The following is a 24,454-nucleotide window of genomic DNA, read 5'->3' as shown; positions in this document are numbered from 1 at the left end:
TATTTGCTACGCATAAGCGATAACACCAACACGGGCGAGAGTATTTGCCGTTGTTGGCTTGTAGCCAACAAACAGTTTGCAAATTGTATTATATTTAATTTATCAATAATAATATTCATTTTTTTATTTTGTATATAAAGATAGTACATTATCCATCAATGGTTACAAACCAAAGATGGCAAATGTTATTAATGCTTACTGAAAGACAAGAATTGGAAGATTAATATTGTCCAGTTGTGAGTAGCACCAATGTGCATGCTTCTAAGTATGTAATGTTATTTTTTATTAGAAGTTGTTCTAATTCATCGTTTTCAGTACCTGGATTAAAGATTACTCTTTTGGGTTTTTGCTCTACAATATAATTGTAATATTGCTTTTGTCTATTAGGGTTTAAGTAGAGTGTTATTGTATCAATATCATTATAATTTTCCCAATTGGTAATAATTTCTGCATTGCCAATAGTGCCATGCTCAAAGCCTAACGGAACAACATCATGTCCATTTTTTTGCAATAACATTACTGCTTTAAAACTATATCTATCAGATTTTGGACTTGCGCCTAAAACTAAAGTTTTTTTGTTCATGTATAGGCTTCTTATTCAATTAAGAATATAGCTTGGTCGTACTCAACAGCTTGTGCATTGTCTGCCATTACTTTCACTATTTTTCCACTTACATCACTTTTTATTTCGTTAAATAGTTTCATCGATTCGATGATGCAAAGTACATCGCCAACTTTTATTTTATCGCCAACTTTTACAAATGGCTCTTTATCTGGATCTGAGGAACGATAAAATGTGCCTATCATGGGTGATTTAATTGTTTTTACATTATCAGCTACAACACTTTCGTTTGCCTTTGGTGTAGTATTGTTACTTTCAACCATAGTTGGTGTTGCCACAACTGTACTACTTGGAACAGATGTTGTTGCTGTTATGTTTTGTTGTTTCACAAAATCTTTGTGGGTAATTTCAATTTTAAAATCACCTTCCTTGATTTTCAATTCGCCAACATTATTATCATTTACGAGTTGAATCAATTTCTTAATTAATTGAATATCCATATACCAAAGATATCATTTTTTAATTATTTTCCAATGTCTATACATTATTATGATGTTTGTGGATAATTGTATCTTTGTTTTCTAATTCTAAAAAATACATTTGCATAAAAGAAAACGAACATGGCAGAAGTACAATACACCGAAGACAATATTAGAACCTTAGATTGGAAAGAACATATACGCTTAAGACCAGGAATGTATATTGGAAAATTAGGCGATGGTGCTTCACCAGATGATGGTGTGTATGTTTTATTGAAAGAAATTATAGATAATGCTATTGATGAACACGTAATGGGCTTTGGCAAACAAATAGAAGTTATCATAAAAGATAGAACTGTAACTGTACGAGACTTTGGTCGTGGTATTCCATTAGGTGCTGTAATTGATTGTGTTTCGAAGATAAATACAGGTGGAAAATATGATTCGCGTGCATTTCAAAAATCTGTTGGTTTGAATGGTGTCGGTACTAAAGCAGTAAATGCTTTATCTACATATTTTAAAGTAGAATCTGTGCGTGATGGTGAAAAAAAAGCAGCAGAATTTAATGTAGGTAATCTGACTAAAGATTCTAAAATAGAAAAAACAAATGATAGAAATGGTACAACATTTACATTTGTAGCAGATGATACTATTTTTAAGAATTTTAATTATGTAGAAGAGTTTGTTGATGAACAATTATGGAATTATGCGTACCTAAATGCTGGACTAACCATTACTTTTAATAATAAAAAATTTGTATCGAAAGAAGGTTTAAAAGATTTGTTGGCAAAGAAAACGAATGAGTCAGAGCTAAGATACCCAATTATTCATTTGAAAGATGAAGACATAGAAATTGCATTAACACATGGTAACCAATATGGCGAAGAATATTATTCGTTTGTGAATGGACAATACACTACACAAGGTGGTACGCATTTACAAGCATTTAAAGAAGCCATTGTAAAAACATTACGTGAGTTTTATAAAAAACAATTTGAAGCATCAGATATTAGACAAGCAATTGTAGGTGCCATTGCAGTAAAAGTTCAAGAGCCAGTATTTGAATCTCAAACTAAAACGAAATTAGGTTCGCAAAATATGTGGCTACCTGATGGCCCAACGTTAAAATCTTTTGTCAATGATTTTGTAAAATCAAAATTAGATAATTTCTTACATCAAAATCAAGCTGTTGCAGATGCTTTGTTGAAAAGAATTCAGCAATCTGAAAGAGAAAGAAAAGATTTGAGTGGCATTAGAAAATTGGCTAATGAAAGAGCAAAATCTGCCAACTTGCACAACAAAAAACTAAGAGATTGTAGAGTACATTACACGGATGAAAAAAATGAAAAATATAGAGATTCTATGTTGTTTATTACTGAAGGTGATTCTGCATCTGGTTCTATTACAAAAGCAAGAAATCCAGAATTACAAGCTGTGTTTAGCTTGCGTGGAAAGCCTTTGAATTGTTATGGTTTAACAAAAAAAATAGTGTATCAAAACGAAGAATTTAACTTGTTGCAACATGCATTAAACATAGAAGAAGATATAGATAATTTGAGATACAACCATGTTATTATTGCAACTGATGCAGACGTAGATGGCATGCACATTAGGTTGTTATTAATGACATTCTTCTTGCAGTTTTTTCCAGATTTGGTAAAAAAAGGACATTTGTACATTCTTGAAACACCATTGTTTAGAGTACGTAACAAACAGGAAACAATTTACTGTTATTCTGAACAAGAAAAACAACAAGCGATACAAAAACTAAAAGGCAAGCCAGAAATCACAAGATTCAAAGGCTTAGGCGAAATTTCACCATCAGAGTTTGAAGAATTTATCAATGATAATATAAAATTAGAGCCTGTGGTACTCAAACAAAATCAAAGTATTGAGCAATTGCTAGAATATTACATGGGAAAAAATACGCCAAGCAGGCAAGAATTCATCATTAATAACTTGAAAGTTGAAAAAGATGAACCCATTGCTGAATTAGAAGTTGTATAGTATATATTATTTATATTAAAATAATATATGAAGCAAGTTTTGTTTGCTATATTTGAAAAAAATATATTAAAATGGGACTATTTAGCAAATTAGCAGGACATGCAGACATTAACAGCCAATCAGATTTGGTAAAACCTTTCTTATCAGAAAATGAATCTATCGTGGCTGCGTTTAAGTTTTTCAGAGATGAATTAATTATTACAAGCAAAGGTATTTTCTATATTGATGTACAAGGCTTTACTGGAAGTAAAAAAGAGTATAAGTATTTTCCACTTAAAAGTTTGAAATACATCTCTTTTGAAAGTGCTGGAACTTTTGATATGGATGCAGATATTAAAATTGGTATTGACGGAAATACAAAATACCTGAATAATGTGCCATACAATGCACCAATAGAAGTGAAAATTCCTAAAGCACAAGCAGAAGAAGGAAAGAAGTTTTTTATGATGGTAAAATCAATAATTGATGGTGATAATTAATATCATTGTGCATATTAAAAACGAAAAAACCATCTCAATTTGAGATGGTTTTTATTATATAAAGATTAGATTCTAGATTAGAATTTGAATGCTAAACCAATTTTTCCGTAAGATGCTTCGTTTTAACCAGCTTCTAAGTTTGCACCAATATGTTCTACAAAATAGTACGTAATGCCTACACCAGCACCAACAATAGCACCACCTCTAAATTTATCTCCAGCATAGTTTTTGTCTTTTAATTTGAAACCACCACCAATTGCTAAAGGAATGTATACATCAAATTTATCAGCATCTAATTTTGCATTACCTTTTTCTGAAATTAATTGATATAAGTGAAAAACACCTCTTGTGCCAATTCCAAAATATTTGTATTTATACAAATCACCACCATATTTTTGCCAGCGAAAGTAAACCAACCACCTAAACTAAAATATGGACTTACTGCAAAATCCATGTTTACAGTAACACCTGGCACAAACCCAAGTCCGCCAGATTTTGTTCCTACGCCACCAATGTATTGATGATGTCCTAAGTTCGTTGTTACATTAACATGGAAATCGCCTTTTTCTACAGCAAATGTACTAAGGCTTGAAATAATAAGTATTGATAAAAATATCTTCTTCATGATTAAAAATTTTCACAAATATAAGTATATAAATATAACCTTACAATTAAATAAATTTTAATATAATAGGTTTAAAAATCGTTGTTTCATTTTTTGATTGTATTCACTATAAAAAGATTGTTGAATATCCATTTTTTCTTTATTCGTTAAGTGTAAACTAAGTGAAGCAGCTGCATCTTTTTTAGATGGTTTGTATGTAAAATCTATAAAGTTGATATTTGTTTTGTAGTCATTATATAGTGTTGCAAAATTTTGGTCAGCATTGTAATACTGTAGGAATAGCATATTCGAATAAATTCCACCTATAGGTGCCAACAATTCGCCAATATATGTTTTAGTTTCAAAAGCAGAATAATCTTTAGATTTGTCATCTACTTTTATGGTAACAACAATTACACCTGATGTATTTTCTTCTATCCACTTTTGTAATGATGACATAAATCTGGTAGTTACTAAATAGCCAAAGTTGTCACGAAAACCAGCGTCCATAGCTTTAATTTCTGGTTTTGTTGGCAAACTTACAGCAGGAAAGATATATGGAAATGTTGCATTCATACGCAAGGCACTTACAACATTTATGTTTGCTGCTCCAGAATTTTTAAATAATGTATTAAACTCAATAGCATCAATTCCAATATATTCATTGATAGTTTGGTTGGAAGCGATGTATGGTTTTAGTAGATATTTGATAGGTTGTGGCGATAGGTACATCATCTTTTGGTCGTTGATAATGGTAGAGCCAATTATCATCATAGGTATCTGTGCATTTCTTTCTGGTTGTTTATATGCTGATAGTTTTTTATTTAGAACGTTTTCTGTATTCTCATTAAATTCTTTATCAAACATGTAAGCTCTATCTTTTTTGTATTTGTGATTTTCATATTCTATTTTTCTAAAAGGAAGAAAAATGTCGTTCATTGCTATCGAGGTAGTTACGCCATTCAATAAATCTTTTCCAATATTGTCTAAGTATTTTTTATCAGCCAAATGTATTTCTTTATTACTTTGACTTTGTAGAAATAATTCACGATAATATGCTATGCCTAGCATTCCACCAGAAGCTCCAGATATCAATGCAGTTCTGTTGAAAAATGTATTATTAGTTATCTTGTCCAATTCTTGCGCAACCTTAAAAGTCCAATAGGCAGCCTTTGAACCACCGCCACCAACATTAACAATAATTAATTTTGGTTTCTGTATGGTTTTATTTTTATTCTTCCAATTGTTTAGAATAGCTTCAGTTTGTTTTATATCGTTTAGTATTCCTGCTCTTGTAGTTTGTGTTTGTACTTTTTGGTCATTGTACTCTATTTTCTTACTATAATCTAAACCATAGAATTGATGACTACCATCTATGATATTATATTTTGTAAATATATTTAAAACTGCAATAAATGTTATTAGTGCAATTGTTCGCCATCCTCTAAACCAAAATGTAAATATTGTAAAGAATACAATAAATATTGTAAATATTAAAAATAGTGTGCTTCCTGCTGGAATTCTAAAGAATGGATTTTCTAATAAGTAGCCTAAAGAAATTAATATATTTATACTTACAAAAATGATAACAAATGCATTCCTATGGTGCAAATAATATACCTCATTAATTAAACCTTTGTCATAAATTGGTATGCTTCTTACTTTATTAAATTTCCAAGGATAGTGCCAATAGTTTAGTACTAACCATTTTCTATCTTCGGCAAAGTCTTTGGCATCATAGATAAAATCTATATTAATATTTTTTTTAAGTAATTGTTCTTTTGTTTTTTCAGTAATTCTACTCAAAAATGATTTTACATCTTCAGTAAAATATATGAAATATATAGTGTACACTAATACAATACTTATGTTGCCTAATAACAATGCAATAATGAATGATATTACTCTAGAAGTATCTTCAAGGTTTTGTATGCGTTGGTATTTATAAATACAAATAATGTATAGAATAGTAAAAGATGCAGGAATAATAAAATTATTAAATGAAAATCTTACAAATGGTTTTGAAATGCAAGCTAAAAATTCAAATCTATATGAATTTAGAATATAGACACTAATATTCCAAGCCATAATGAATCCACCCATTGCTAAGCCAATAAAATAGAAACTATATACATTTACATCATTTAAGTAGGTTGGGTCAAGCAATAATAAATGGACACCAAATTTTTTTCCGAATTGTTGTGTAACAGTAAGAAACAATACTATCCATACCAAATTAAATATTGCATATTTCTTTATGTGCAGTATTAGTAATTGCACAGGAAATGAATATATTAATTGTTGTATTGCGTTTTTAATTTTTTGCAAAGCCATTATTGTTTTTCGTACACACCAATATCTACATTACCTACTCTTGTATTGCCTTTTATATCTACTAATGGATATACAATACTATTGTTCCCTGCATCTATGCAAGGCGAACCATTTTGTAATTGGAAATTAAATTTACCAATATTTTCAAACTTTGGATCATTGCTAATACAATTGGTATAATTAGTATTGGCATTAATATTTGTCGCCTTAGTTTTGATACAAGAATTTAGAAATTGATAATAAAGCTTATTTGGATTGTCTGTGTCTTCATCTGTGAATACTTCTTCGTCCAATGTGCCATATATAATACTATTATTAATGATAGCTAATGATGAATCTGCGAATAATGATGGTGCTGTGCTGCTGTAAGAAAAGAAATTATTGAAATAAAATACTGGTGTTTTAGAATGCGAAATATATGGATTATTGCCAGCAAAGAATGTCGAATTTGTAAATTGATAGTGTCCACCATAATATAAGCCAACTGCATTTGTACCAGCGCCATAACACAAAATATTTTCTCCAATAATGGTACTCAGAAATCCAAATATTCCATAAAATGAATTATTGTAAATTTTACTGTTCTTAAGTATAATATTTGCACCATTGCTCAACGTTGCATTTTGTAATGAGGCTAAATTTTGTGCATCATCATCAGTAGTTTCTATGTTGCCAACATTCAATCCGTAGTATGAATTTCTTAAATTAAAATTATTAATATTTCCTGTACTTCCTCTTAAAAAAAAGAGACCTAACCATTGTCCAGGATATTTATCATATAACGTACCATTAATATCTTTATCTAATCTGTAGCCTCTAAAAAGTACAGCTTCAGAAGTATCGTTGTTGCCATTTATAGTTAAGTTTCCTTTTACAATCATAGATGCATTGCCACCAAAATAAACTGTAGTTCCAGCATTTATAGTAAGTGATGCACCAGCATCAATCAACAGTGTATTTAAAATTACATATGGTAAATCATTATTCCAAATTGTGTTGGTACCAATGATTTCATTATCGTAGAAATGTGCATTTTGTCCATATGCTTGTAGCATTACTTTTTGTTGTTTATTATTTAATTTTAATAGTATGGAATCTAAAACAATATAAGGTAATGTTTCACTATTCGGATTTATAGTTAATTCGACAAAAACATAAATACTATCTTTTGCAGGAATCTCAATAGTATTAAAAATTCTTCCTGTATCGCCATCTACATTTATTCTAAATAATGATGAAGATGCAATACTTAGTTCATCTATTATTATTTTCTCTTTGTGTGGATTTACAATTGTAAGTAGCTTTGTGGTAGAACCTAATGTTGTAAATATAGTGTCAAATTTTAGTGTATCATTTGAAAACTGAACCAAATCAACTGTGTTGAATTTATCTTTCTTGCATGAGACAAAAAATACGCCTGCAATAAATATAAAAACGATATAAAATTTAATTGACTTCAACATGTAACAAATATAAGATTAAATTGCCATAGCTAAGGTTGCAACACTGATTTTTAAGTTTTGTTTAGAATTTAAACTATTAGCACAGGCTTCGATGGTTGCTCCAGTTGTTAGTACATCATCAACTAATAATATATGATTGTAATTTAGTTTTATTTTTTTATTCAATTCAAATGCATTATTAATGTTTTGCCAACGTTCTACTCTTGTTTTTTTAGTTTGTGTTGCTGTATTTATTTTTCTTTTAATAATGTGTTCGGCAACAGGAATATTTAAGGCTTCGGCTATGCCTTTGGCAATGTAACTACTTTGATTGTAGCCTCTTATTTGTAGTTTTTTGGATGCAATGGAACAGGAATAATAACATCAAAGTTTAATTGTTCGTGTGTTGATTTTATTCTTTCTCCAAGTAAATTTCCAAGATAGATAGCAAGTTGTTTTCTATTGTTATATTTTATCTGGTGTAGAATATTTTGAGTTTTTGTACTACGAGAAAAATATAATAATGATGTTGCAAATGCTACATCTATTCTACCTTGAAATACTTTCTCAACAGGATTTGATTTTAGTTTTTCAAAATCAGTGAATGGCAAATTATTGCTACATACAAAACAAATATGTTGTTCGCCTTTGTACAATGCTGTGTTGCACGCACCACACAATTTTGGGTAGAATAAACGATATACGTCAGTTAGGTATTCTATTGTGGTTAAGAACATATAACTAAAGTAATAATTTTTTTAGTAGTAATCTACTTATTTATTAAAATAGACTTTTATAAAAATCTAACACCGTTTTTGATAGTCTAATTTTTGATGTGTTTGGTTCAATTTTATGATTGTATTTTGATATATAAATATTTTTATATCCTAATTTTGCAGCTTCAGCAATTCTAATATCAATTTTATTTACAGCACGAATTTCTCCACTCAGACCAACTTCTCCACTGAAACAAATTTCATTACTCAAAGCAATATCATCATACGATGAAAGTAAGGCAGCAACTACTGCCAAATCAGCACTTGGATCATCTATTTTCAAACCACCTGCAATGTTCAAAAAAACATCTTTACTGCCAAATCTAAAACCACATCTTTTATCTAAAACAGCCAATATCATATTCAACCTACGCAGGTCATAGCCAGTGCTACTACGCTGTGGTGTGCCATACACAGCAGAAGATACTAATGCTTGTACTTCTATAAGCATTGCACGATTGCCTTCCATAGTTATTGCAATAGCCACGCCACTTACTTCATCTTCTCTTTCCGTAATCAACAACTCAGATGGATTGCTAACGGCACGCAAACCTGAACTTTGCATTTCATAAATGCCCAATTCTGCTGTAGAACCAAATCTATTTTTTATAGTTCTAATTATTCTATAATTATAATTTCTATCGCCTTCAAATTGTAAAACACAATCTACAATATGCTCCAATAATTTAGGACCAGCAATTACACCATCTTTAGTAATATGTCCAACAATAAAAATTGGAACATGGTGTTTTTTTGCATATTGTTGTAATAAGTATGTAGATTCTCTAATTTGTGCAACACTTCCTGGTGCAGAATCTAACAACGCAGTTTGTATCGTTTGTATAGAATCTATAACTACAATGTCTGGTTGTATTTGTTGCATTTGTTGTATTATAGATTCAGCATCAGTTTCAGTATAGATATAAATATCTTTGTTGATGCTTGCTATACGCTCAGCACGCATTTTTATTTGACTTTCGCTTTCTTCACCAGAAACATAAAGTGTTTTTAAGTTTTTAGTTTGCAATACATCTTGCAACAAAAGCGTTGATTTGCCAATTCCAGGTTCGCCACCAATTAATACCAAAGAACCTTGAACAATTCCTCCACCTAAAACTCTATTTAATTCTTGGTCTGCTAATTGTATACGTGGTCTTGCTTCTGCTTGTATGGTTTCAATCAATTGTGGTGCTGTGTTGTTTTTTTTATGTACAACATTTTTTGGTGTAGACTCTACAATTTCTTCTACATAAGTATTCCACGCATTGCAATTGTTGCACTTTCCCATCCATTTTGGTGATGTGGTGCCACATTCTTGACAAACATATATTGTTTTTAATTTTGCCAATAGTTATTGTTTAGTTGCTAACCATTGTCCAGTTACACTATTGTTGGTTCTAAAACCACTCAAGCTATCTTGTGTAATTATTCTAGCTTCGATAGTGGTGTTGTCTTGTAGTGTAATGTAAATTTTCTTAGTATCTGATGACCATGTGCCATATGTCGTATCTACCATACCAATATCTAAGCAAGTTTTATCAGCATTAAGTTGTAATTCTTTTTCTGCAAAAAAAGTAAAACCATCAAATCTAAATTTTGTATTCCAATGTGTGTTATTAAAATCTATTTCATTTTTCTTTTTACATGATAATATGAAAAATGAAAGCAAAAGCATGTAAGTAAAATATTTAGTCATAATTATTATAAAGATAAAAAAATAAATTTATTATTATGCTCTGCTATTGATTACTTAGATAGTAGTTATATATATGCAAATAGATTTAATGATCATGATTATAAAATATCATTATAAGAAAAATAAAATACTCAGCTACAACTGTACAGCAAGTAGAATTATAAAATTACTTGAAAATTTTGTACTATGATTTTTTGACTAATCTATATACACCTAAGATACCTAATGCACCTACAACTGCAATAGCGAAACTTTGTAGATTAAATCCATCAACAGAGCCTATGCCAAGTCTTGTGCCTACAAAACCACCAACAAATGCACCAGCAATACCTAAAAGAATTGAAATAAACCAACCACCTGGGTCTTTGCCTGGCATTATTACTTTAGCTAAAACACCTGCTATCAATCCGAAGATAATCCATAATAAAATTCCCATATTTTTTTCTTTTAAGTTACAATTCTAATTTGTATTTGTCAATAGTCATTTAACAACCATGTTCTGCTAAATATCTTTCTGCATCCAATGCTGCCATACAACCAGAGCCAGCAGATGTTACAGCTTGTCTATATATTTTGTCTTGAACATCGCCTGCGGCAAATACGCCAGCAACTTTAGTTTTTGTACTACCTTCAATAGTAATAAGATAGCCAGCTTCATCAGTTTCTAGATATTCTTTAAAAATAGCTGAATTAGGTTGGTGTCCAATTGCTACAAAAAATCCTTCAACTTTTATTTCAGTTAGTTCTTGTGTTTTGATATTTTTTAATCGTACAGCTTCTACCTTTTTTTCTCCAAGTATTTCATCCGTTTCACTATTCCAATATATTTTGATATTTGGTGCATTTTTTACTCTGTCTTGCATAATTTTCGATGCACGCATTTCATCACGTCTTACTATCATGTGTACAGTTGGACAAAGTTTAGATAGATACAAGGCTTCTTCGCAAGCTGTATCACCAGCGCCAACAATAGCTACTTCTTTATCTTTATAAAAGAAACCATCGCAAACTGCGCAAGCAGAAACACCAGCACCATTTAGTCTTGTTTCAGATGGAATGCCTAGCCATTTTGCTTTTGCACCAGTTGCAATAATTACAGTTTTAGCTTTAATTATTTTCTCATCATCAATCCATACTTGATGAATATCGCCAGAAAAATCAACCTTTGTTGCAACACCAAATCTAATGTCTGTTCCCATTCTCTCAGCTTGCTTCTGAAAATCTGCCATCATCATTGGTCCTGTTATTGCATTTGGATATCCAGGATAATTTTCTACATCTGTTGTAATCATTAATTGTCCACCTGGCTCAAGTCCAGTATATAAAACAGGTTTTAAGTTTGCTCTTGCTGCATAAATGGCGGCTGTGTATCCTGCTGGTCTAGCACCTATAATTAATACATCTATAATTTCTTCTGACATAAACTTTTATTTTTTCTTTGTTGAATTTAATATTTCTTGATGAATTGTAATAATCTGAGATTCTAAATTTATGTTACCATCATTTTGTATAATATAGTCACATTTTTCTTGAATAGCTTCAAAAGTAATCTGACTATTGATGCGTTGTTCAATTTCTTTCCTATTTAATGTGTCTCTTTTTATTGCTCTTTCAATTCTAAGTTCTTTGGATGCATTAACAAGTATTATCTTGTCCATTAGTAAATTACTTTTACTCTCAAACATTATGGCAGATTCATACAATATATATTCATCTTTTTGATGGTTAAAGAAAAATTGTTGCGCATCTTCAAATACAGCTGGATGTACAATCTGATTGAGTTGTTGTAGTAAAGACTTATCTTCAAATACTTTTGATGCAATAAATTTTCTATTGTATTGGTTGTTGATATAGGCTTGCTCTCCAAAGAGTTCAATAATATTATTTTTGACTACATCATTTTTTTCAATAATTTCTTTTGCTCTTGTGTCTGCAAAATAGATTGGTGTTTGAAATAATTTTTCAAATAAGTAACAAACTGTTGTTTTGCCACTAGCTATTCCACCAGTGATGCCAACTTTTAGCATATTATTTTGAATTAAGCTGCACTGTTTTCTTGTGCTTTTTTACTCATTTCAAGAGATACTGCACTTCTTTCTATTTTCATTTTAGTAGTGCTATCAACTTGTACTGAGAAAGTATTGTCTGCTTCGTTTATGGCAACAATTTTGCCATGTATACCTGCAATAGTTACAATTTTATCGCCTACTTTTAAGTTTGCAATAAAGTTGTCTTGTTCTTTTGCTTTTTTAGATTGTGGTCTGATTAGGAAAAAATAAAATACGACAAACATCAATCCAAACATAATAAGTGTAAATGTTTGTGAACCTCCTTGAGCTGCTTGAAGTATAAAAAGAATATTTGACATGATAATTGTTTTTTTGAAAAATAAAAAAGGCAAGTTACTTACATCGCACCGCTACAACCGACTACCTTTGCTGCCTTCCGACCCTGGAGGGTTTGCCAGGAGCTGGTCGTATAAGACTTGCCCATTACAAAGATAGGTTATTTTTTAGAAATGAATATTAATTTTTTATTGCGAATAGCTATTAAATGTATTGACCATTCATTTCACGTTCAATATGTCTTATCGTTACTTTAACTGGATATCTACTTTCTATATATTTTTTTGTTTGTTCAGCACAATATACACTTCGATGTTGTCCACCTGTACATCCAAAATTAATTTGTAAATGTTCAAAATTTCTAGCAATATAGTCTTCAATATTTATATCTATAATTCTCCAGACATTTTCTAAAAAGTCTTTTACTTTAGTCTTTTGTTCTAAGAAATCTATCACTTCCTTGTCTTTTCCATGTTGGTTTTTATATGGTTCATACCTGCCTGGATTTAATATTCCTCTGCAATCAAATACAAATCCACCACCATTTCCAGATTTGTCTTCAGGAATGGCTCTTTTAAACGAAAAACTATTTATCTCAATACTTAATGGAGAATTCTTAGGATATTTCTTTAATTCATTAGTAAATAAGTCTGACTCTATTAATATATATAATGTTTTTTCTAGTTCCTTTAATTCAATTGGAAACAATCTATTATCTAAAAACCATTTTATATTTTCAAGCGCTGGAATAATACTCTCAATGAAATGTGGCTTCTTTTCAATCAATCCTCTAAATCCGTAGGCACCTAATACTTGCAACATTCTTATCAATACAAAGCCATAATACCTTTCTTTAAATTCTTGTTTATTTATGTTAATGTAATTAGATAGTTTTTGTATATAGTAATCCAACCATTCAATTCTTTTTTCCATAGGAATTTTTGCACCAGCTTGCCATAATAATGATGCTAAATCGTATTGTGGTGCGCCTTTTCTTCCACCTTGGAAATCTATAAAATATGGTTTATCTTCATGTATCATAATGTTACGTGCTTGACAATCACGATACATAAAATATAGATTCTTTTCCTTTAATAATTCATCACAAAGTGCATGAAAATCTTTATTGAGTTCTACTTCATTAAACTGAATTTTTGCCATTCTTACAAAGTAATATTTAAAGGCATTCATATCCCAAAACATAGAACTTTTATCAAAAGATTTAATTGGGTAACATGAATCAAAATTAAAATCGATTGCACCTTTAATTTGCAAATCAATTAAGCCATCTATTGCTTTTTTATAAAGTTGTTCTACATTTTCAGTAACACCTACTTTTCTGATAATATCATATAGACTTGTATTTCCTAAATCTTCTTGTAGGTAATAAAGAAAATCATCTGTGTGGCAATATACTTGTGGTACTGATAATTGTTGTTGTTTAAAATGTTGTGCATGATGAATAAATGTAAGATTCTCTTTACTGTCACTTCCATAACAAGCAATAGCAGAATAATGCAATGATTTTACTCTAAAATAAATTCTATCAGAGCCAGCAGCAGCTAATTGTTCTATATATACTGCTTTCTCTCCAAAATAATTAAAAAATAAATAATTTACTTGCTCATCATGTTGCATATGTACTATTTTATAATTACAAATCTATATTTATTGTTTGATATTCTAAAATGATAATTGCTTATATCTAGAAAAATACTTACATTCGTCAAAAATTTATTTCAATGGATTTTAATCAGACCGAAAATCAGGTATTAATTACTCAAACGATTAGAGATTTTGCAGAAAAGAATATAAAACCTTATGTATTAGAATGGGATGAAACGCAACATTTTCCTGTTGAGACATTAAGAAAATTAGGAGAATTAGGTTTGATGGGTATTGTGATTCCAGAACAATACGGAGGTTCAGGATTCGGATATTTTGAATACATTACAGCATTAACTGAATTAGGAAAAGTAGATGGTTCTCTAACGTTGTCGGTTGCTGCACACAATTCATTATGTACAAATCATATATATAAATTTGGAAACGAAGAACAAAGAAATAAATATATACCCAAATTAGCTTCAGGAGAATGGATTGGTTCTTGGGGATTAACAGAACCTAATACTGGATCAGATGCTGGAAGAATGAAATGTGTTGCACATCAGGATGGTGACGATTGGGTAATCAATGGTACTAAAAATTTTATTACGCACGGTATTTCAAGCAATATTACTGTAGTAATTGCTCGTACAGGAGAATTATTAGATAGTCATGGAATGACAGCCTTTGTTGTAGAAAGAGGAACACCAGGATTTAGTGGAGGAAAAAAAGAAAATAAATTAGGCATGCGATGCTCAGAAACTGCTGAAATGATATTTGAAGATTGTAGAGTGCCAAAAGAAAATGTATTAGGAAAAGTAGGCGATGGCTTCGTACAATCATTAAAAATACTGGATGGTGGAAGAATATCTATTGCAGCATTAAGCTTAGGAATTGCTACTGGAGCTTACGAAGCAGCATTACAATATTCAAAAGAAAGAGAACAATTTGGTAAATCAATATCTACATTTCAAGCAATAGCATTCAAGTTAGCAGAAATGCACACACAAATTGAAGCAGCTACATTATTAACTTACCAAGCTGCAGATATGTATATGCGTGGTGAAAATATCAATAAAGAATCAGCATATGCAAAATATTATGCATCAGAAGTAGCAGTTAGAGTTGCTACAGAAGCAGTGCAAATATTTGGTGGCTATGGATATATCAAAGACTTCCCAGTTGAGAAACACTATAGAGATTCAAAACTTTGCACAATAGGCGAAGGCACATCAGAAATTCAAAAATTAGTAATTAGTAGAGCTATATTGAAGTGATAAATTAACATTTTTGTTAATCTAATATTAAATAAAATATAAGGAAATTATAAATGCAACTTCTAGTTAGGTAAATTCAACTTACCTTTTAATAAGTTAGTTAATTTTACTTAACTAACAATACCATAGTTGCTTATGAATATATTTTACAAATATCTTGTTATATCTATTTTGCTGTTTTATAGCAGTTTGCATTCAATACAATTGCAAGCACAAAATCCAAAAATAAAAATAAACTATAAAATGCAACGTGGTATGATGCGTGCATTTGATATAGCAACAAGTACCATACAAAATACAGGTGGTGCTTGTGCCGAAAATGGATTAGAGATTAGAGTTCATGCTCAATTTAAATCATCAACAGGATTAGCAAATGGTAATAATGCATCATACAATATAACAAATACGTGCCCATCTGGAACTTGCAATACATGTACAACAGGAAGTGGAAAATGGAGTTGCGAACAAAGATGTGAAGTTGTAGGTACCACTGCTCCTGCTTCAAGTACTTGTGGTGCATGGATAACTAATTATTCAAACAATGCATCTTATCCAGGCGACCCAGGATATGTAGATACGAGTTCATATCCAAATAATGATATTTTAGAAATTCAAATGAAGGGATTTGAATCTGACAATTTTGTTTCGTTTCTAAATTCTGATAAAGTAAATTGGAATTATAATGATGGATCATGTCAAACAACTTGTTCGAATGGCTCTTGTTATGGTAATTATCAAGTACCAACATCTGGTAGATATACAACAATTGATATTGGAAGTTTAGGCAACAATACAATGCCACATAAAGGCACAAATTGGTCAGATAACTATGATGCAGCATATGAAGGCACTGCATGCGCATTAGACTTAACAGGATTTCAATCATACTACTATATGCAATGGCAGTATCGTTGGTGTTGGGATTCTACCACATTAAATGACAGCCATGCAGGATTAATTAAGATTCCAAATACTTTAAATATTTGTTCGGGTTCTTCTGCTATTATAAATGATTCTATAGAAGCATTTGAGGCTGCAAGAGCATTTTCTGATTATCAATGGCAATATTCTACCGATGGAACTAATTGGATTAATATTACTAGTGCAACTTCAAAAGACTTATCTACAACTGTACTTATAAATACAAGTACAGCACCAATTACTTATTACATAAGAAGAGTTGGTCTTTTTTGTGTAGATTTTAAAGCTACAGCAAGCTATAGAAGGTTTCCAGTATATTCTAATATACAACAAATAATAGTATACCCACAACCAATTGCAGGTACACTGTATAGTGCAACACCAACAAATGGTTCTACAATTTGCAAAGGTACTTTTGTATATGCACAAGTAAATTCAGGCACTGGTGGATATACAGATGCAACTGATGAATATGAATACACTATAAATGGTACAAATTGGTATACCTATACACCACCTTATGGTATTAATACTTCTGCTGCAACATCAACAATAAAAGTAAGGACAAGAAGAACAGGTGGATCTCTATCAGGATGTACAGCATCAAGTTGGAGCGAAATTGCAAGTTGGAATATTTCTTCAGTTTCTCCACCTACATTAAATACAGCTACACCAATAAATAATTCAACTGTATGTACACCATACAATGTTTCTGCAACTTTCAATGCTGGAAGTGGTGGTACATCTGATGAATTTAGGTATTCAATAAATAATGGTGCAAATTGGTATACTTACACTTCAGGTGATATAATAAATACTACTAGCGCATCAATAAAAATAATAGTACAAGGTAGAAGAATTGGAGGACCAACACCATGTAATAATCCATCCTTTACTACATTGGCAGAATGGACACCAATATCAACTACACCAATAAATCCAACACTATTGTCCAAAATACCCAACAGAGATTCTATCTGCTCAAACGAGCCAATTGTTTCATCAGATTTTAATTCAGGCTTAGGAGGTGGTACTTCTGCTAGAGATTCATTTGAAGTATCCATTGATAATGGTACAACTTGGAACGGTTATAATTCAAATATAAATATAAGCCTAGTAGGTGCTTTAGACAGCATAATGATTAGAGGAAAAAGAGAAGTAGGTGCTTCATTTGGTTGTAATGCATTAGAATGGGATACACTACATATCTGGCATATACAACAATTGCCATCAGGTACTCCAATAATTGATAAGATATATTCCTGTGATGTTTCAGCAAAAGTTAGAATTGATAATTTAATACCAAGTAGTGCAACAGCTCAATGGAATAGATTAGATGGTACTCGTTTACCATTAAATTCTATAGATACTTCATTTATTTCTTCAGGAGTTGGATTGTCAAATTATAATTTAAAGATTTCTTCAGGTGCATGTTTAAATATAGATATTGGAAATATAGCAGTAGATATTACTTCAATTACACCAACAGTCAATATTTCTACAATAGATAATTGTCAGTTTTGCGTTGTTCAAGATGGAAGTACAAGATTATTTTTCGATAATGTTGGAGACTTAATTGCAGAAATAAAAGACTTAAACGTTCCAACAACATATTTAGACGAGACAGAAATATGCATTAGAATCAATCCTTCTCAATTGAATGTTCTAGACGATCTTGGAGATATACAACCATATCTTAGAAGACAATGGACAATTACACCTAAGAACAATAATACCAATGTCGAGGTTACATTATATTTTTCAGATAATGAGCTAGTAGATTTGAGAAATGCTTGTTTAGGCACACCATATGAGTTTATTAACTATGATGATTTAATGATTACAAAATACTTTGGAGGTCAGAATGGAACTTTTACACCACCCAAATCTACAGTAGAAGAGTTGATAAACCCTACATTTAGTGCATTTGGTACTGGGATACATCAGCTAAAATTTAACACAAATAAGTTTTCTACTATATATGTTCATCCAACACGTGGTTACTATGCAGTATTACCAATAGAGTTGATTGATTTTTCAGGATATAATAACAATAATATGAATTATTTAAGCTGGCGAACAGCAGCTGAAATTAATTTTGATAGATTTGAATTAGAAAAAAGTAAAGATATTTCCAATTGGATAAAATTATCATCAATTAAAGGAAATAATTCCACTACACAAGAAAATAATTACGCATACATAGATAATGAATCTACTCATGGGATAAATTATTACAGATTGAAAATAATAGACACGGACGAATCTTACTACTACTCAGATATTGTTAAAATTCAAAATAACAACACAGAATATATAAATATTTTCCCCAACCCAACTAACGATTATATAAATATTCAATCCAACCAAATAATAAAGAATAGTGACATAAAAATATTTGATGCATTGGGACGAGAATACAATAATCTTGAGATAATAAATTCAGATGATAAAAATCTAACAATAGATATCTCATTGCTAAACAATGGAGTATATAATATTAAAATAAATAGTAATAATTATAAAATTATTAAAAATTAAGTTAAAATTATTAAAAATTAATATTTATTCTTAACTTTGTAAAAAATCATAATAAAATTATTATAAAATAATATATAAATAAATACCACAAATTACAATTATGTCAAAAATTTATTTAATCATTTTTTCAGCTTTGTTCGTATTCAGCTCATTTTTTAGAGCAAATGCACAGCAGACATTACAACCATTTGAATGTCCAGTAATGGCAGGAATAGTGAACGAAGGACCGAGTGTTCCAGACAAGCCTAGCTATTTAAGTTTAATAAATTCACAAACAGGAGAGTTCGGCGGATTAGTAGAAATAGAAGATACACTGAGTGGCTTACCAATGTTGTCTTTAAATGGCTTTGGAATCTTGAGTAATACAGGAATGGGCTATGCACAATATCAAAGAGTACCAAGTAGAGAAGAAGTATTGGCACTTTATTATTGAGTGGTGATTATATATCAACTTCGACATTAGTGCAAGTAGGTTCAAATGCAAAAGCAGTAAACTTGGGTACACTAATAAGTCCAGTAAGTTTAGGATATAATCTACATGGAGTAATTGGATTGTTAGGAACAGCAGACAATAGTGGTAATTATATAATAGCAGCAGGAGAGATACAATATAATGCATTAACACAAGTTGCAGATTCATTTAAATTATACATAGGAAGAGTACAAGCACCAGATACAACAGTATCATGGTCAGAGGTAACATTAGATGCAAGTTGTACCGTATTCAAAGATGCATTTGTAAATGCAATAATGAGTGGAGCAGATGCAGGACCACAAGATATGGTATGGAGTCCAAGAACAGGAGAGTTATTATTATATGCAGGCGCAGATAGAATCTTAGGAGTAATAGGAACAGATAATGTTAGTAGATGTTATGAGGCAGATGCTAATGTACCAGTATTAGGAAACTTAGGAGGATTAGCATTAGACAGTGTAGGACAGATGATAGCATTAGAGGTAGGTACAGGAAAAGTATGGAGAATAGACACGAGAGGATGTTTAGATGGCAATCCAGCAACAGTATGTGGAGTATCAAGTGTTACAGACATAGCACAATTTGATGTAAATGCTAATACAAACACAAGAGGTGATGCAGCAAGTTGTATTTTTGATTGTGCAACTCCAATATTAACATTAGCAGATACACTTTCAATATGTGCAGGTGCAGATTTATTAGTAGAATTAAGTGTAAATCAAAGTAACCCACCATATACTTATGTATGGGGACATACTACAAGCGGCACACTTCAAGATAGCACTTCAAGAACACCTATATATAATAATACTACTGAAGGAAATTATATGTTATATGTTACAGTTGCAGATAACAGAGGTTGCCAAAACTCAGATTCAGTTCTTATACAAGTTATCAAGCCTAATACTGATACAGTAAAAATTAGTACAAGTATGTGTATTGGAGATGAAATTCTATTTGGTAGAGAAGTATTAACTAGAGATGGAGTATACTACAATACATCTAAAAACATAATAGGATGTGATAGTACCACAGAACTAACATTGACTTATAATTGTCCATTACAACCATTTGGATGTCCAGTAATGGCAGGAATAGTGAACGAAGGACCGAGTGTTCCAGACAAGCCTAGCTATTTAAGTTTAATAAATTCACAAACAGGAGAGTTCGGCGGATTAGTAGAAATAGAAGATACACTGAGTGGCTTACCAATGTTGTCTTTAAATGGCTTTGGAATCTTGAGTAATACAGGAATGGGCTATGCACAATATCAAAGAGTACCAAGTAGAGAAGAAGTATTGGCGGCTTTATTATTGAGTGGTGATTATATATCAACTTCAACATTAGTGCAAGTAGGTTCAAATGCAAAAGCAGTAAACTTAGGTACACTAATAAGTCCAGTAAGTTTAGGATATAATTTACATGGAGTAATTGGGTTGCTAGGCACAGCAGACAATAGTGGTAATTATATAATAGCAGCAGGAGAGATACAATATAATGCATTAACACAAGTTGCAGATTCATTTAAATTATACATAGGAAGAGTACAAGCACCAGATACAACAGTATCATGGTCAGAGGTAACATTAGATGCAAGTTGTACCGTATTCAAAGATGCATTTGTAAACGCAATAATGAGTGGAGCAGATGCAGGACCACAAGATATGGTATGGAGTCCAAGAACAGGAGAGTTATTATTATATGCAGGCGCAGATAGGATTTTAGGAGTAATAGGAACAGATAATGTTAGTAGATGTTATGAGGCAGATGCTAATGTACCAGTATTAGGAAACTTAGGAGGATTAGCATTAGACAGTGTAGGACAGATGATAGCATTAGAGGTAGGTACAGGAAAAGTATGGAGAATAGACACGAGAGGATGTTTAGATGGCAATCCAGCAACAGTATGTGGAGTATCAAGTGTTACAGACATAGCACAATTTGATGTAAATGCTAATACAAACACAAGAGGTGATGCAGCAAGTTGTATTTCAGCTTGCGATGCACCAGTAATTAATAAAAAAGATTTAGTACTTACCTTATGCAAAGATTCAGTAAATCAATTATCAATAGAAGTTCAAAGTGCAAACACACCATTATCTTATGTATGGGGAATTGCTGATACAAATGCAACATTAACAGATTCAACATCACCAAATCCTACTTATATATACAAAGAAAATGGAAAATCTAAAGTATATGTTACAGTTACAGACAGTAAAGGATGTCAAACTTCTGACTCAATGGATGTTACAATCAAAACATGTTATATCTGTGATGGCATTATTGATATAGATACTACTGTAAAAGTAGAATGTGGCAATAATGATTCTATTGCTTATTGCTTACCATTTAGTGCAAGTTATGATGCATATAATTACTATGTAAATAACGAACTAGTTATGCCTGAGAGATGTGGATATGACACTGTTACATCATATAGTTTCATTACTGCATACACAGCAGGATATTTAAATAATCAAGAGCACATTCTAGATAGTGTAAGAATAAATGATGTCCTTTACGGACCATACACTTACACAACTCTCTCAACTTTACTGGATATTTTTAACTCAATTGATCCTAATGGAACTTGGTCTTCACCAAATGATTCTTCATTAATCGGTGGCGTTGAAAGCAATATTTATGGAGATATATTTATTACAAGAACAGAAGATAACTTTAAACATATTGCATTCCAAAATTCAGTAGAAATACCAGGTGGTATAGAATTTATCCTAAAAGATGGTTGTTCTTGGATAGTTGTTGAAGACAAAGAAACATTATGCAGAGATAGCGTACAAGTATGTCTATATTGCGACGAATTAGATACAATTTATGCTACAATTGTAAATAATTATGATTCTATAATATGTGTGCAAACACCACCAAGTGTTAGTTCAATACAATTGTGTGATGCAAACACTACAGGAACATATGGAAATTGGTCATTGACTGATAGTTGTTTAACTTATAATGCTACAACAGTAGGAGAAGCAGATACTATTTGTGTAAATGCTTGTAATGATAACAATAAATGCATCACAACTACTATCATTGTAAATGTGATAGAAGAAGATATAGACACAATATATAAAGAAGTTATTATAAGAGATTCTATAACTGAGTGTGATGAAATATCTGTGCCAACAGGTGAAAACCTAACATACTCATTCTGTGATGAAAATAATACAAACTTAGGAACTGCATTATTCGATGATGGTTGCTTAAAATACGTTGCAAAAGAAACAAAAGGAAGTGATACAATATGTGTAAGAGCATGTAGTGGAAGAACATGTTCAACAACAATTGTAATAATTAATGTATTAGGAAATCCACCAGTTGCAATTAATGATGATACAATCTCATTTGGCAATCCAATTGAAATTCCAATTCAGACAAACGATTTAACAACTGATGGCGATCCAATTTCATTATGTGGAGGCAATAATGGCATCATCACAAATCCTGTAAATGGTACAACATCAATCAGTCAAGGCAATATAATATATACACCAAATGCTGGCTTCTCAGGAGTAGATAGCTTACAATATGCAATCTGTGATGTAGATGGAGCAGATACTGCTTGGGTATTTATTGAAGTTGAAGATTGCACAATACCAAATACATTCTCACCAGATGGAAATGGCAAGAATGATACATACTACATACCATGTGCACAAGGAAGAGAAGTACAACTTTGTATTTACAATAGATGGGGAATAGAAGTGTACAAAAATGCTAAGTATGATAATAGCTGGGATGGAACATATCAAAACGAATTATTACCAGATGGAACTTACTACTATGTTCTTAAATATACGAATAACGCAGGAAATGCAATTGATAGAGCAGGATTTGTAGTAATTCATAGAAGTAAATAATAAATTATATAATAAATAACATATTAATATTATGATCATCAATAAACTGAAATCTTTATTATTAATACTTACACTAATTAGTTCTGTATTAATATCTAAAGCACAACAAGAGCCACAGTACACACAGTTTATGTACAATAAGTTGCCTTTCAATGCAGGATACACAGGTTCAAGAGGCGTATTAAGTACTCGTTTGTTATACAGAAATCAATGGGTAAGAAAAATTGATGGAGCACCTCAAACTATTGCATTTTCTATTCATAGCCCATTCAAAAAGGAGAACAATGCAATGGGATTGTATGTAACAAACGATAGATTAGGTGTTACAAATCAAACATCAATAAACATCACTTATGCATACAGAATTCCTATTACAGATAAGATAAGATTAAACATTGGTCTTAATGCCGGAATGATGTTCTACAAAAGTGATCTTACAGAACTACAAAGAATTGACGGAACAGATGAAGCATACTATCAAAATGTAAAAAGAATAGTGCCAGAAATTGGAGCAGGTATCTATATGGTCCATCCAAAATTCTATGTAGGTATCAGTTCTCCTAATGTAATTAAATCTTCGATGCTATCTAAAGATCAATCTAGTTTATTAGCTTACAATACTAATGCAGCACACCATTCACCACATCTTATGGTAATGGCTGGTGGTGTAATTCCAGTAACAAAAGGATTCAAAATTAGACCACAAGTACTTGGAAAAACAGTTATTGACAAAGATGTAAAAGTTCCATTCACAACAGATTTTAATTTAAGTTTCTTAATCATTGATAGAATAAATATAGGTGGTACTTATAGAACTGCTTTCCACAAGAAAAAAACAGGCTTAGATAACTACGATAGCGTTGATGCAAATTTAGAAGTATGGCCAACAAAATCACTAATGATTGGTTATGCATACGACTATTCTTTGACAAAACTTAATAACTATAACAAAGGAACTCACGAAGTTATTCTAGGTTATGAATTCTACAAAAAAGGAGACAAAATTAAAACACCTAGATATTTCTAA

The 24,454-nt window shown here is 31.1% G+C and carries 22 protein-coding genes and 1 other RNA gene; 7 read left to right on the top strand and 16 right to left on the bottom strand.

From position 1 onward, the window contains the following. Positions 1 to 220: 220 nt before the first annotated feature. The gene (locus tag IPK18_04265; GenBank protein QQR98744.1) at positions 221 to 583 is read right to left on the bottom strand and encodes a CoA-binding protein; all 363 of its coding nucleotides are present in this window, start codon (positions 581 to 583) and stop codon (positions 221 to 223) included. A gap of 11 nt (positions 584 to 594) precedes the next feature. Beyond that, positions 595 to 1,062: an acetyl-CoA carboxylase biotin carboxyl carrier protein gene (accB, locus tag IPK18_04260; GenBank protein ID QQR98743.1), complete on the bottom strand. Its 468-nt coding sequence runs from the start codon at positions 1,060 to 1,062 to the stop codon at positions 595 to 597. A gap of 120 nt (positions 1,063 to 1,182) precedes the next feature. Between accB and IPK18_04255 the strand changes: the two genes are divergently transcribed. Both IPK18_04255 and IPK18_04250 read left to right on the top strand, forming a co-directional pair. Beyond that, positions 1,183 to 3,048, top strand: coding sequence for a type IIA DNA topoisomerase subunit B (locus IPK18_04255; GenBank protein QQR98742.1), 1,866 nt, complete (start codon positions 1,183 to 1,185; stop codon positions 3,046 to 3,048). A gap of 71 nt (positions 3,049 to 3,119) precedes the next feature. Beyond that, positions 3,120 to 3,527: a PH domain-containing protein gene (locus IPK18_04250; protein QQR98741.1), complete on the top strand. Its 408-nt coding sequence runs from the start codon at positions 3,120 to 3,122 to the stop codon at positions 3,525 to 3,527. A gap of 122 nt (positions 3,528 to 3,649) precedes the next feature. On the opposite strand, the gene IPK18_04245 is transcribed toward IPK18_04250, so the two are convergent. The 14 genes from IPK18_04245 to IPK18_04180 all read right to left on the bottom strand — a co-directional run bounded on the left by IPK18_04245 (position 3,650) and on the right by IPK18_04180 (position 14,362). Then, positions 3,650 to 3,907 (bottom strand): hypothetical protein, encoded by a 258-nt coding sequence (locus IPK18_04245; GenBank protein QQR98740.1) that lies wholly within the window; start codon positions 3,905 to 3,907, stop codon positions 3,650 to 3,652. Continuing rightward, positions 3,847 to 4,152, bottom strand: coding sequence for a hypothetical protein (locus tag IPK18_04240; GenBank protein ID QQR98739.1), 306 nt, complete (start codon positions 4,150 to 4,152; stop codon positions 3,847 to 3,849). Before IPK18_04240 ends, IPK18_04245 begins: the two co-directional genes overlap by 61 nt. A gap of 57 nt (positions 4,153 to 4,209) precedes the next feature. Continuing rightward, positions 4,210 to 6,459, bottom strand: coding sequence for a patatin-like phospholipase family protein (locus IPK18_04235; GenBank protein QQR98738.1), 2,250 nt, complete (start codon positions 6,457 to 6,459; stop codon positions 4,210 to 4,212). A 5-nt stretch (positions 6,460 to 6,464) separates the two neighbouring features. Further along, positions 6,465 to 7,928, bottom strand: coding sequence for a hypothetical protein (locus tag IPK18_04230; GenBank protein QQR98737.1), 1,464 nt, complete (start codon positions 7,926 to 7,928; stop codon positions 6,465 to 6,467). Between the two features lie 15 nt (positions 7,929 to 7,943). After that, the gene (locus IPK18_04225) at positions 7,944 to 8,273 is read right to left on the bottom strand and encodes a ComF family protein (protein QQR99294.1); all 330 of its coding nucleotides are present in this window, start codon (positions 8,271 to 8,273) and stop codon (positions 7,944 to 7,946) included. Further along, positions 8,249 to 8,644, bottom strand: coding sequence for a hypothetical protein (locus IPK18_04220; protein QQR98736.1), 396 nt, complete (start codon positions 8,642 to 8,644; stop codon positions 8,249 to 8,251). The genes IPK18_04225 and IPK18_04220 overlap by 25 nt, the downstream gene beginning before the upstream one ends. Before the next feature lie 43 nt (positions 8,645 to 8,687). Then, positions 8,688 to 10,031 (bottom strand): DNA repair protein RadA, encoded by a 1,344-nt coding sequence (gene radA, locus IPK18_04215; GenBank protein ID QQR98735.1) that lies wholly within the window; start codon positions 10,029 to 10,031, stop codon positions 8,688 to 8,690. A gap of 3 nt (positions 10,032 to 10,034) precedes the next feature. After that, positions 10,035 to 10,379 (bottom strand): hypothetical protein, encoded by a 345-nt coding sequence (locus IPK18_04210; protein ID QQR98734.1) that lies wholly within the window; start codon positions 10,377 to 10,379, stop codon positions 10,035 to 10,037. A gap of 184 nt (positions 10,380 to 10,563) precedes the next feature. Next, positions 10,564 to 10,815 (bottom strand): GlsB/YeaQ/YmgE family stress response membrane protein, encoded by a 252-nt coding sequence (locus IPK18_04205; GenBank protein ID QQR98733.1) that lies wholly within the window; start codon positions 10,813 to 10,815, stop codon positions 10,564 to 10,566. 49 nt (positions 10,816 to 10,864) lie between these two features. Beyond that, complete coding sequence (trxB, locus tag IPK18_04200; GenBank protein QQR98732.1) at positions 10,865 to 11,800, bottom strand: thioredoxin-disulfide reductase; 936 nt, start codon at positions 11,798 to 11,800, stop codon at positions 10,865 to 10,867. Between the two features lie 6 nt (positions 11,801 to 11,806). Continuing rightward, entirely contained in the window at positions 11,807 to 12,406 is a 600-nt protein-coding gene (locus IPK18_04195; protein QQR98731.1) for a dephospho-CoA kinase, read from the bottom strand. A gap of 11 nt (positions 12,407 to 12,417) precedes the next feature. Continuing rightward, positions 12,418 to 12,747 (bottom strand): preprotein translocase subunit YajC, encoded by a 330-nt coding sequence (gene yajC, locus IPK18_04190; GenBank protein ID QQR98730.1) that lies wholly within the window; start codon positions 12,745 to 12,747, stop codon positions 12,418 to 12,420. A 24-nt stretch (positions 12,748 to 12,771) separates the two neighbouring features. Beyond that, an RNA gene (gene ffs, locus IPK18_04185) (signal recognition particle sRNA small type) lies at positions 12,772 to 12,870 on the bottom strand. A gap of 58 nt (positions 12,871 to 12,928) precedes the next feature. Next, positions 12,929 to 14,362, bottom strand: coding sequence for a phosphotransferase (locus IPK18_04180; GenBank protein QQR98729.1), 1,434 nt, complete (start codon positions 14,360 to 14,362; stop codon positions 12,929 to 12,931). 104 nt (positions 14,363 to 14,466) lie between these two features. On the opposite strand from IPK18_04180, the gene IPK18_04175 reads away from it, so the two are divergent. From IPK18_04175 to IPK18_04155, 5 genes are all read left to right on the top strand, one after another. Then, positions 14,467 to 15,606: an acyl-CoA dehydrogenase family protein gene (locus tag IPK18_04175; protein ID QQR98728.1), complete on the top strand. Its 1,140-nt coding sequence runs from the start codon at positions 14,467 to 14,469 to the stop codon at positions 15,604 to 15,606. Positions 15,607 to 15,795: 189 nt separating this feature from the next. Further along, positions 15,796 to 19,068, top strand: coding sequence for a T9SS type A sorting domain-containing protein (locus tag IPK18_04170; GenBank protein ID QQR98727.1), 3,273 nt, complete (start codon positions 15,796 to 15,798; stop codon positions 19,066 to 19,068). 100 nt (positions 19,069 to 19,168) lie between these two features. Next, positions 19,169 to 19,501, top strand: coding sequence for a hypothetical protein (locus tag IPK18_04165; GenBank protein QQR98726.1), 333 nt, complete (start codon positions 19,169 to 19,171; stop codon positions 19,499 to 19,501). A gap of 29 nt (positions 19,502 to 19,530) precedes the next feature. Further along, entirely contained in the window at positions 19,531 to 23,427 is a 3,897-nt protein-coding gene (locus IPK18_04160; GenBank protein ID QQR98725.1) for a gliding motility-associated C-terminal domain-containing protein, read from the top strand. A gap of 31 nt (positions 23,428 to 23,458) precedes the next feature. Next, entirely contained in the window at positions 23,459 to 24,454 is a 996-nt protein-coding gene (locus IPK18_04155) for a type IX secretion system membrane protein PorP/SprF (GenBank protein QQR98724.1), read from the top strand.

Source organism: Sphingobacteriales bacterium (genome assembly GCA_016699615.1).
GTDB lineage: Bacteria > Bacteroidota > Bacteroidia > Chitinophagales > JADIYW01 > JADJSS01.
This window is presented reverse-complemented; position numbering and strand designations above follow the sequence as displayed.

Excerpts from the sequence above, each read along its gene's own strand:
- IPK18_04180 (QQR98729.1), bottom strand. The coding sequence starts at position 14,362 with ATGCAACATGATGAGCAAGTAAATTATTTATTTTTTAATTATTTTGGA.
- IPK18_04155 (QQR98724.1), top strand. The coding sequence starts at position 23,459 with ATGATCATCAATAAACTGAAATCTTTATTATTAATACTTACACTAATT.
- IPK18_04175 (QQR98728.1), top strand. The coding sequence starts at position 14,467 with ATGGATTTTAATCAGACCGAAAATCAGGTATTAATTACTCAAACGATT.
- IPK18_04265 (QQR98744.1), bottom strand. The coding sequence starts at position 583 with ATGAACAAAAAAACTTTAGTTTTAGGCGCAAGTCCAAAATCTGATAGA.
- IPK18_04165 (QQR98726.1), top strand. The coding sequence starts at position 19,169 with ATGTCAAAAATTTATTTAATCATTTTTTCAGCTTTGTTCGTATTCAGC.
- IPK18_04210 (QQR98734.1), bottom strand. The coding sequence starts at position 10,379 with ATGACTAAATATTTTACTTACATGCTTTTGCTTTCATTTTTCATATTA.
- IPK18_04195 (QQR98731.1), bottom strand. The coding sequence starts at position 12,406 with ATGCTAAAAGTTGGCATCACTGGTGGAATAGCTAGTGGCAAAACAACA.
- IPK18_04205 (QQR98733.1), bottom strand. The coding sequence starts at position 10,815 with ATGGGAATTTTATTATGGATTATCTTCGGATTGATAGCAGGTGTTTTA.
- IPK18_04255 (QQR98742.1), top strand. The coding sequence starts at position 1,183 with ATGGCAGAAGTACAATACACCGAAGACAATATTAGAACCTTAGATTGG.
- accB (QQR98743.1), bottom strand. The coding sequence starts at position 1,062 with ATGGATATTCAATTAATTAAGAAATTGATTCAACTCGTAAATGATAAT.
- IPK18_04220 (QQR98736.1), bottom strand. The coding sequence starts at position 8,644 with ATGTTCTTAACCACAATAGAATACCTAACTGACGTATATCGTTTATTC.
- IPK18_04230 (QQR98737.1), bottom strand. The coding sequence starts at position 7,928 with ATGTTGAAGTCAATTAAATTTTATATCGTTTTTATATTTATTGCAGGC.
- trxB (QQR98732.1), bottom strand. The coding sequence starts at position 11,800 with ATGTCAGAAGAAATTATAGATGTATTAATTATAGGTGCTAGACCAGCA.
- yajC (QQR98730.1), bottom strand. The coding sequence starts at position 12,747 with ATGTCAAATATTCTTTTTATACTTCAAGCAGCTCAAGGAGGTTCACAA.
- IPK18_04240 (QQR98739.1), bottom strand. The coding sequence starts at position 4,152 with ATGAAGAAGATATTTTTATCAATACTTATTATTTCAAGCCTTAGTACA.
- IPK18_04250 (QQR98741.1), top strand. The coding sequence starts at position 3,120 with ATGGGACTATTTAGCAAATTAGCAGGACATGCAGACATTAACAGCCAA.